1 protein-coding gene is annotated in these 743 nt (G+C 37.2%); it reads left to right on the top strand.

The genetic code is table 11. The annotated features are described in order from the left end of the window. Positions 1-743: asparagine synthase-related protein (locus AC1DQW_RS27835; protein WP_477457046.1), on the top strand; the 743-nt coding region annotated here is incomplete at both ends.

The following is a 743-nucleotide window of genomic DNA, read 5'->3' as shown; positions in this document are numbered from 1 at the left end:
CAATACCAACATTGCTATTGAGTAAATACACCAAAAAACATGTTACTGTAGCCTTGAGCGGCGATGGCGGGGATGAAAGTTTTATGGGGTATAGTAGGTATAAGTGGCTTAAGATTGCAAATTATTTATTTGCCTACCCATTGCCACTAAGAAAAGTAATAGCTAAAATTTTAAGTGTTTCACCTAATTATCGTCACCAGCTTATTGCATTAGGCATTTGTAATTCAAAAATAAGTTCTCTTTATGGTCTGATGCTTGGGGGGCTTGAGTATTCATGGCTTAAACAGCCGGATGCAGGCTTAGATGTACCTTTCATGGATATCTGGTCGTCGAAATCAATGAGCATTTTACAAAAAATGTCGGCTTTTGATATTAAAACATATTTAAACGGAGATATAAATACAAAAGTTGACCGAGCATCTATGGCATTTGCTGTAGAAGCCCGGGCGCCACTGATGGACCACAGGGTGGTTACATTTGCGCAAAACCTTCCCGATRGTTATAAATTTCAATACGGTTCACAAAAAAGGATCTTAAGAGACATATTATATCAATACGTTCCGGCTGAATTTTTTGCCAGGCCAAAATCAGGCTTTGCAATACCGCTGCAATTTTGGTTTAGAAACGAATTAAAAGATTATGTACTTGATCAATTATCGTTAAGTGAATTAAAAAACATTCCGGGTATTGATGCGCCTAAGGCATTAATGATGATAAATGAACATATGGATGGTAAGTGGAAC

It is taken from the genome of Mucilaginibacter sp. P5_A4, from assembly GCF_056400605.1.
Note: the sequence above shows the minus strand (reverse complement) of the source record. Positions and strands in the feature narration are given on the sequence as shown.